Genomic DNA, 8,214 nt, shown 5'->3' with positions numbered 1-8,214 from the left:
CAGTGAGGAGGATATAAAGAACCGGACAAAAAGATATTCTTCACTGGTAACGGAATTGAGTTCATAATTCAGAATTTTAAATAGAAGTAGGATTTCTGTATTTTGGAGCGATTGAAGATAAGGATAAGCAATTAAGCGGTTTTTTGGAAGTGCTTGTTTCCTATCATGGCATATCCAAGCTAACGATAGCAAAAATGGCTGATGTTGAGGAACAGGATATTGACAGGCTTTTAGCCAATCCGCCAGAAAAAGTTGAAATCGAAGTAAAATATAAAATTGCTGTGACTGTTATGGAACTGCGATTTTGGCTAAAGGATTGTGAGTTACCTGTATAATTGTGAGGGCACTTAACGGTGAAATTTATTTCTTGGAGATTTATGACGATATATACCATATAACATTGAGTTAATTCTAAACGGATTTTGAATTTATTTACAAGGAGGTTTTTATATGGCAATGAATATCAGCGGATTAGGTAACACGTATAATGGCATCAATACAAATAGCAAACAATATAAGGCTTTGAAAGAAAAAGGCTGGTTATCTGGTATTATGCAAAATGAAGCCATGATGTCACCAGAAGAAAGAATGATATATGAAACATTCGGTGGAAGAGATACCATTATTAAGAATCTGATGAAGCAATTTGATTCAGAAGGTGATTTGCTGAATGCAAATGGAGTGGCAGGAATGGATGTTACCGGCACAGGTACATCGTGGCAGCAACTCACAAGTGTATCTGAGGAATATCGTCAAAAGATGTTTGATAATGTGAAGAAGGAATTTATTCAGGAAAATGGTCTTTCAAATGGTGATACAACGAAGCGTTCAGATATTTTCAAAGATTATCAGTTAAGTGTAAGCAAAGACAAACGGCTAAGTGGCACATGGACTTTAGAGCAATACGAAGGACAGTATAGAGCCGCTATGTATGCAGCAGTGAAATCAGCTAATCCAAATTGGAAACCGGGACAAAAGTTTGATACAAGCATTCTTGATAATGTCACAAGAGAATCAGTGGAATCTACTCTTGTCAAAAATGGTAATAGGTTAGTTCGCAATTCTATTGATGTATCAGTATAAAATTAGGAGATTTAGATAATAACACAAGGGAAGAAGTTGAAAACTTTTCAAAAACTTCTGGTAACGCTTTGAAATACATATCATATCAATAGATACGATAATATAAATTATGTTTGTATTTGTTGATAACAGGTTTATATTGGAAAAATTGTAAATTTATTTTCTATGTGAATTTTCATTTTTGTAGGGCTGGCATTAGACCAGCCCTTGATTTCATTATAATAGATAAAAAGATATTGAATATATATGCACGGTAAAAAGACGATTCTCAATAAATGAGATTGGAAAAATTAACCTTAGTGCTGTTGAAAAAATCACCATAGTTCTAATGAATCTTCTGCATCTACCCATATCTGCATTGTTTCATCAAGATATAATTTTGCATATTCAAGCGGTTTATCAATGGCAAGTGCGTTCAATGCACAGTCTGATCCGGGTGTGGTTTTTAAATCCTTTTCGGTTTCCCAACAGTCAATGCGGAGCATATAACCAGCAGAAGTATAAATATCAATGCTGTTTCTGTGTGGATTGTATTCTGCAAATATTGTTCTCATCGTATAGAATCTCCTTATCATTCAATCAGTCATTTGTTACAAAAATCAGAAGCATTTCAATCAGTTCACCATGTCACTTTTATTTTGTGTTATACTGTTTTATAGATTTTTCTTGCCCTTGTATTTGCCCTTATCAGAGTTCGTAAACACTGACGGGACGATATAACACAAGGGAAACAATAAGGGAAAGCTCACCTGCGATAAATCCAGTGTTTTCAAGGGTTTGCGGAGAATTTAATAACAAAATATAACAGTTATTAAATTCCCTAAAACAGGTGAAAGCTCAATCGAAATTTGTAGGATTAGTAAATCTCGATTTTGGGAAATACAAGAATGTGTCTCATTATGGTTTTAATGCGGTTTGTAAGGAGAAACAATATGATTGGGTTTGTTATTGCTTGCCACTTAGCGACAGCCCCTAAAATGGCGCAAAAAAACAGAGGCCCTTATTCTGGAATCTCCGTTTCTCTGGCTTTCTTAATGCCCTCGGCTGTGGCTTCTATTACAACAAGCTCTTTTTCATTCATAGAATTTAGGAGCATATCAATGTGCTTTCTGCAAGAACTTGACCTTGCCCCTCCGTCCGCATGAATAAACTGGTCAACTGAAACGTCAAACATCGTAATGAGTTTAACAAAAAGGTCGAAGCTGGGATAATGACCTTTGTTCTCAATATTCATAATGGTACGGGAGTCACGGTCTACTAATTCCGCAACGTAGGCTTGTGTCCAGCCCTTTTCTTCTCTGGCTCTTTTGAGAGCTGCCCCGAGGCCGTGAAAGTCAAACCTTCTTTCATCTTGGTTCATTCTCATATCACCCTATATCATTGTACATTTCGGGTTGGATTATGAGAATGTAATGAAACTTTATGTAAGGTAGTATTTCATTTCACTATTCACTTGTAAAATCTTGATGTAAAAGCCAACAGGCTATACAATTTATGAAGAAATAATTTTTTCAAAAATTCGTCCGCTGTAACATTTCACGGACATTTGCCTGTTATACTATCTGCAAAAAGCAAAGGAAGTGAGGATATGAAGCAGATTTTAATTGTCGAGGACGACAGTTTTTTGAATAAGATGTTGGCCTATAACCTGACTGCAGACGGCTACGGCGTGACTTCTGCCCTAAATGCCAGAACCGCAGCCGAAGCCATCCGCCAGCGGGAATTTAATTTAGTGCTGCTGGACATCAACCTGCCGGACGGGAACGGTTTTGAACTGTGCAAGCTGATAAAGCCCCAGCACCCGGACACCATCGTAATATTCCTGACCGCCAACGATCATGAGAGCGACCAGATACGGGGCTATGAGGTGGGCGCGGTGGACTACATCACAAAGCCCTTTGTGATCGGGGCCTTGCAGCGGAAAATCAAAGCCATGTTCGCCATGCTGGAACACCACAAACCGGCTAAGGACATTTACGACGACGGGCGGCTGTTTCTGGACTTCTCGGAGCAGACGGCTTCCCTAAACGGCAAGCCCCTGACCCTATCCCCGATGGAGTACAAAATGCTGAACCTGTTCCGCAAAAATCCCCGGCAAGTGCTGACCCGCGGGCAGCTTTTGGAAAGGCTGTGGGATATAGACGAGCGGTTTGTAGACGAACACACCCTGACAACCTCCATCAGCCGGATTCGCAGCAAGATTGAATCCGACGGCGGCGCGCCCTACATCAAGACCGTTTACGGCATGGGCTATCAATGGACGGGAGGTGAGGCAAAATGAAGTTTCAAAATCTCTCGGTAAAGCGGCTGTTTAGCCGGGTGGCAATGGGGCTTGCCCTCTCCATGTCCGGGATCACCATAGCCCTGTTTCTTGTGACAAAACAGATTGCGGTGCTGCCGACAGGCGGGGCGCTGCTGCTGTGCGCCCTTGTGGGGATTTTTGTACTGACGCAGGCGTTTGGAAAGCGGCTGTCGCAGTTTACCGCTGACCTGTGCCAGACCTTAGACCACATGATCGCCGGGAATGAAGCGCCCCAGCGGCCAGAGGACAGCGAAACCCAGCTTGCCAGAATCGGACACCGGCTGGCAAGGCTTTACCAGATCATGCAGGAGAACCGCCGCCGGGTGGACGAGGAACGGCAGGAGTTACAGACCCTTGTATCGGATATTTCCCATCAGGTGAAAACGCCGGTAAGCAATCTGAAAATGGCGACGGACACCCTGCTGGAAAAGCCCATGACCGAGGCGGAGCGCACCGACTTTATCCGGGGAATCCGCAGCCAGACGGATAAGCTGGACTTTCTCTTTCAGGCCCTTGTGAAAACCTCCCGACTGGAAACAGGCGTGATCCAGTTGGATAAGAAGCTGGGCCGTCTTTTTGATACTGTGGCGCAGGCCATGAGTGGGATCGTGTATGTGGCGGAGAAAAAGGAAATCGCCGTGTCCGTGGACTGCCCGGAGGATTTGACCGTTTCCCATGACAGCAAGTGGACATCGGAAGCCCTCTTTAACCTGCTGGACAATGCGGTGAAGTACACCCCGGCAGGCGGGAAAATCGCTGTGTCGGTGGTGCTGTGGGAAATGTATGTGGAGGTCAAAGTGACCGACACCGGCAAGGGCATTTCCGAAAGCAATCAGGCTGCCATCTTCCGGCGCTTCTATCGTGAGGAAGAAGTACACGAACAGCAGGGCGTGGGCATTGGCCTGTATCTGGCCCGCGAGATTGTAATGCGGCAGGGCGGCTATGTCAAAGTGGTTTCGGAGCCGGGCAAGGGTTCGGAATTTTCCATTATGCTGCCTACAAAATGAAAGTAAACAAGCGAGGTGTTTCTATTATGAATGAACGAGAAAAAATAATCCGACTGTGGTTTGATATGTGGCTTTATCAGAAAGATATGGGCATTGATGATATTTTTGCGGAAGATGTACTCTATACAGAAAGTTGGTGTCCCCAGTATAGCAATCGTAAAACAGTAAAACATTGGTTTCAGGAGTGGAATACCCGTGGAAAGGTGGTAGTTTGGGAAATCAAGCAATTTTTCCATAAAGAAAATCAAACGATTGTAGAGTGGTATTTCAAAAATGGAATGAACAATGGGGATATAGAGGAATTTGACGGTATTTCTTTGATTGAATGGACAGAGGACAATAAAATAAAATCATTAAAAGAGTTTGGGTGTAACCGTAATACCTACAATCCTTATCAAGAAAGCGATACTCCTCAATTTAGAAATCAAAAGGCGAATTGGTTTTAGAACAGATCATGAGCTACGGCGGACGGCCATTTCCGGCTGCCCGCCGTAAATTTTTTTGAAATGTCCGAGCGTTGTAACATTTCACCCCGATTTTCAATGAAATTTTTGGGCCGCTGTAACATTTCGCGGACATTTGGGTTTTACAATACCCTTATCAGCAGGCAGAAAGCCTTGAAAGGAGTTTTGAGTATGAGTATTTTACAGACTATCGACCTGAAAAAGTATTACGGCACAAAGCCGAATATCACCCGCGCCCTTGACGGCGTGAACTTCTCCGTAAATGACGGTGAGTTTGTGGCCGTTGTGGGAACCTCCGGCAGCGGCAAGTCCACCCTGCTTCACATGATGGGCGGGCTGGACACTCCCACCAGCGGAACCGTGATTGTCCGGGACAAAGAGCTGTCGAAAATGAACGACGAACAGCTCACCATCTTCCGCCGCCGCAACATCGGCTTTATCTTCCAGAACTATAACCTTGTTCCGATCCTGAATGTGTATGAGAACATCGTCCTGCCGGTGGAGCTGGACGGGGACACGGTGGATCAGAAGTTTTTGGACGAGATCGTTCATCTGCTGGGGCTGGAAGATAAACTGAAAAACATGCCGAACAATCTTTCCGGCGGCCAGCAGCAGCGTGTGGCTATCGCCCGCGCCTTGATTACCAAACCGGCTATTGTGCTGGCCGACGAGCCGACCGGCAACCTTGACAGCAAGACCAGCGCCGAGGTGCTGGGACTTATCAAGCGTACCAGTGCGGAGTTTCGGCAAACTGTTGTGATGATTACCCACAACAACGACATTGCCCGCCTTGCAGATCGGATTGTCCGCATTGAGGACGGCAGGATTGTGGAATAAGGAGGTGGCAAGCTATGACATGGCCTTTTGAAAATGATACCAGTGACATTGAAAAGAAGCTGGCAAAGCGCAGTTTGCATCGTGAACGGCAGCGTAATTTATTTGCAATCATTGCTCTTGTGCTAACTGCATTTATGATAACTGCGACATTCAGTATTGGTTTTAGTTACTTTGAAACCTACCAAATGCAACAAATTCGGTTAATGGGAACTACCGCTGATGTCGGAATCACAAATGTAACAGAAAATCAGTTGGTTGAAATTTCAAAATCAAACCTTGTCCTTGACGTAGGTATACAGCAGCGTTTAGGCAGTGTTGATACAGAGCAACTGCAAAATGCGAGATTAGGTATAGTTTGGATAGATGATACCGAGTGGGGAACCCACCGTCTGCCTACTATATCAAGTGTTGTAGGAAATTACCCATCAAGTAAAAACGAAATTATGCTACCTACATGGGTGCTTGAACAGATGGGCATTTCTGATCCGCAAATAGGGATGGAGATTGTGTTGTCGTACCAAATTGGCGATAGCTATAATTATGTCTCAGACACCTTTTTGCTGTCGGGCTACTATACGGACTACATTCCAATGCGCACAAATAATCGTGGTTATGTTTATGTTTCATCCGCTTTTAAGGATAGCTTAAATGTATCACTGGATAATAGTGTTACGGCAATGATCCGTTTTCAAGGCAATGATAATGCTGACAAAAACTGTGAAAGATTGCGGCGTGAGATTGACTTTACAGAAGGGCAAACATTTGAAATTGTACCATTAGAACAGGCAAATGGTGGAACTATTATTTTAGCTGTAATAATTTTAGCAGTTTTTATATCCTTTAGTGGCTATCTGCTGATTTATAATATTCTTTATGTCTCTGTCGTAAAAGATGTGCAATTCTATGGCCGTCTTAAAACGATTGGAACGACCCAAAGGCAGATAAAGAGAATTATCTATAAGCAGGCAATCAGAATCTCTTGTATTGGTATTCCGATTGGTCTGTTACTTGGTGCGGTTGTTTCCTTTGGCATTGTTCCTTACTTCCTGAATATGATGTATTCAACAAATTCTGATGTGGGAACAAAAGTATCTTTTTCGCCGTTTATTTTCATAGGAGCGGCCATATTTACGTTCATTACCGTTATGATTGCAAGCATGAAGCCCGCCAAAATTGCCGGAAATGTTTCACCAATAGCAGCACTCCAATATACAGCAGCCAGCACAAAGAGCAGCGCCAGAAATTGTAGCAAAATGAAGTTGTCCAGAATGGCATGGAACAATGTCTTTCGTAATGCTAAGAGTACAACCCTTGTTTTTGCATCGCTTTTTTTCGGCCTTTCCTTGTTCCTTGTCGTCACAGGGCTATTACATGGTTTAAGCCCGGAGAATTATGTGAGCCAATGGGGAGTAAGCGATTTTGCACTCACATATAGTATCCACGAAAGAGAAGATTTAATTTCCAGCGAAATGGTTTCAGAGATTGGTCAGCTTGACGGCATTGAGAATTTGAGGTTGACCTATGCACCTTATCCTCAAGTAGCAGCAGATGTTGTATATGACGATGCTGTATTTCACGAGTTTCTTGCGTCATTAGACGGAGTAAACGGCATTGATTTTTCTGATCCGGCAAAATTAGAAAATTATCAGCAAAACTTTTTTAGCGGGGTTTTTGGAATTGACAGTGCATATTTGGAAGAAATCAATAAAACCTTAAACTTGCCTATTGACACGTCTGCCTTTGAACAAGGAAAGGTTGTGCTGCTGTCCAAAACAGTAGAAGACCTTATTCAGCCGGGGCAGGAAATAACAATCCAGACGCAGAACGGACAGCATTCCTTTATTGTAGCGAACGGTTATTTGAATGAAGGGTTTCGAGCAGGAGGAGGCAATGAGAGAGGGACGGCTCCTGATTTGTATATTAGTCAAACAGCTTTGAAAGAACTCTTTCCGCAATATAGAGTGTTCCGCGTGGCCTTTGATACGGATGGTCAACATGACGAAAGTATACTGCAAGAATTAAAGCAAATCACCGCATCACAAGCTAACATTGATATTATATCCCGATATGAACGGCGAGAAGAAATGCAGGAATATCTCATTACAGCAAAGGTTTTAGGAACAGGGTTGTCCGTGATCCTGCTGCTTGTTGGTGTCATGAACTTTGTCAATACAATGGTTGTCAATGTAAATACTCGGCGCTATGAATTAGCTGTTCTTGAAAGCATTGGAATGACAAAGCGACAAATCAAACGAATGCTATTTATGGAAGGTTTCTATTATTGGGGCGTTTCCCTTTCCCTTGCAGTCACCATTGGAACAGCAATCTTCATCTTGCTATATATGATTTTTAGTAAAGTGGCCTATTATGCTGTTTTCTCCTATCCATTTATCCCACTGGTGCTGGTGTCTGGGCTGGTGTTGCTAATCTGCCTTATTGTGCCTATATGGGTCTACAAAACTGACGTTAACCTTCCAGTTGTGGAGCGATTGCGGTTGACAGAGTGAGTTTAATCAAATAG

Annotated in this window: 9 protein-coding genes; 7 read left to right on the top strand and 2 right to left on the bottom strand. The window is 42.9% G+C overall.

Annotated elements, in window-relative coordinates; genetic code table 11:
- Nucleotides 1-80: 80 nt before the first annotated feature.
- Nucleotides 81-335: an HTH domain-containing protein gene (locus WMO43_RS10110; RefSeq protein ID WP_306723472.1), complete on the top strand. Its 255-nt coding sequence runs from the start codon at nucleotides 81-83 to the stop codon at nucleotides 333-335.
- Between the two features lie 121 nt (nucleotides 336-456).
- Complete coding sequence (locus WMO43_RS10105) at nucleotides 457-1,083, top strand: DUF3879 family protein (RefSeq protein WP_353531085.1); 627 nt, start codon at nucleotides 457-459, stop codon at nucleotides 1,081-1,083.
- 314 nt (nucleotides 1,084-1,397) lie between these two features.
- Here the strand turns inward: WMO43_RS10105 and WMO43_RS10100 are convergent, their stop codons facing one another.
- Together WMO43_RS10100 and WMO43_RS10095 are read right to left on the bottom strand one after the other, a co-directional pair.
- Nucleotides 1,398-1,637, bottom strand: a complete 240-nt coding sequence (locus WMO43_RS10100; RefSeq protein WP_055233313.1) for a DUF6061 family protein — start codon at nucleotides 1,635-1,637, stop codon at nucleotides 1,398-1,400.
- Between the two features lie 446 nt (nucleotides 1,638-2,083).
- Entirely contained in the window at nucleotides 2,084-2,443 is a 360-nt protein-coding gene (locus tag WMO43_RS10095) for a helix-turn-helix domain-containing protein (RefSeq protein WP_434784179.1), read from the bottom strand.
- A gap of 228 nt (nucleotides 2,444-2,671) precedes the next feature.
- On the opposite strand from WMO43_RS10095, the gene WMO43_RS10090 reads away from it, so the two are divergent.
- From WMO43_RS10090 to WMO43_RS10070, 5 genes are all read left to right on the top strand, one after another.
- Nucleotides 2,672-3,364 carry a response regulator transcription factor gene (locus WMO43_RS10090; protein WP_353531078.1) on the top strand — a complete coding sequence of 231 codons (693 nt, stop codon included), beginning with the start codon at nucleotides 2,672-2,674 and terminating at the stop codon, nucleotides 3,362-3,364.
- Nucleotides 3,361-4,392 carry a sensor histidine kinase gene (locus WMO43_RS10085; RefSeq protein WP_353531077.1) on the top strand — a complete coding sequence of 344 codons (1,032 nt, stop codon included), beginning with the start codon at nucleotides 3,361-3,363 and terminating at the stop codon, nucleotides 4,390-4,392. The genes WMO43_RS10090 and WMO43_RS10085 overlap by 4 nt, the downstream gene beginning before the upstream one ends.
- Nucleotides 4,393-4,418: 26 nt before the next feature.
- Entirely contained in the window at nucleotides 4,419-4,838 is a 420-nt protein-coding gene (locus tag WMO43_RS10080; protein WP_044946403.1) for a nuclear transport factor 2 family protein, read from the top strand.
- Between the two features lie 189 nt (nucleotides 4,839-5,027).
- Complete coding sequence (locus WMO43_RS10075; protein WP_353531076.1) at nucleotides 5,028-5,693, top strand: ABC transporter ATP-binding protein; 666 nt, start codon at nucleotides 5,028-5,030, stop codon at nucleotides 5,691-5,693.
- A 14-nt stretch (nucleotides 5,694-5,707) separates the two neighbouring features.
- Nucleotides 5,708-8,200: an ABC transporter permease gene (locus WMO43_RS10070; RefSeq protein WP_353531075.1), complete on the top strand. Its 2,493-nt coding sequence runs from the start codon at nucleotides 5,708-5,710 to the stop codon at nucleotides 8,198-8,200.
- Nucleotides 8,201-8,214: the final 14 nt, after the last annotated feature.

Origin of the sequence: Maccoyibacter intestinihominis, assembly GCF_040096355.1 — a bacterium.
Classification (GTDB): domain Bacteria; phylum Bacillota; class Clostridia; order Lachnospirales; family Lachnospiraceae; genus Maccoyibacter; species Maccoyibacter intestinihominis.
The sequence above is the reverse complement of the archived record's forward strand: the minus strand, read 5'-3'. Positions and strand labels throughout refer to the sequence as shown.

Excerpts from the sequence above, each read along its gene's own strand:
- WMO43_RS10105 (WP_353531085.1), top strand. The coding sequence starts at position 457 with ATGAATATCAGCGGATTAGGTAACACGTATAATGGCATCAATACAAAT.
- WMO43_RS10100 (WP_055233313.1), bottom strand. The coding sequence starts at position 1,637 with ATGAGAACAATATTTGCAGAATACAATCCACACAGAAACAGCATTGAT.
- WMO43_RS10095 (WP_434784179.1), bottom strand. The coding sequence starts at position 2,443 with ATGAACCAAGATGAAAGAAGGTTTGACTTTCACGGCCTCGGGGCAGCT.
- WMO43_RS10090 (WP_353531078.1), top strand. The coding sequence starts at position 2,672 with ATGAAGCAGATTTTAATTGTCGAGGACGACAGTTTTTTGAATAAGATG.
- WMO43_RS10085 (WP_353531077.1), top strand. The coding sequence starts at position 3,361 with ATGAAGTTTCAAAATCTCTCGGTAAAGCGGCTGTTTAGCCGGGTGGCA.
- WMO43_RS10080 (WP_044946403.1), top strand. The coding sequence starts at position 4,419 with ATGAATGAACGAGAAAAAATAATCCGACTGTGGTTTGATATGTGGCTT.
- WMO43_RS10075 (WP_353531076.1), top strand. The coding sequence starts at position 5,028 with ATGAGTATTTTACAGACTATCGACCTGAAAAAGTATTACGGCACAAAG.
- WMO43_RS10070 (WP_353531075.1), top strand. The coding sequence starts at position 5,708 with ATGACATGGCCTTTTGAAAATGATACCAGTGACATTGAAAAGAAGCTG.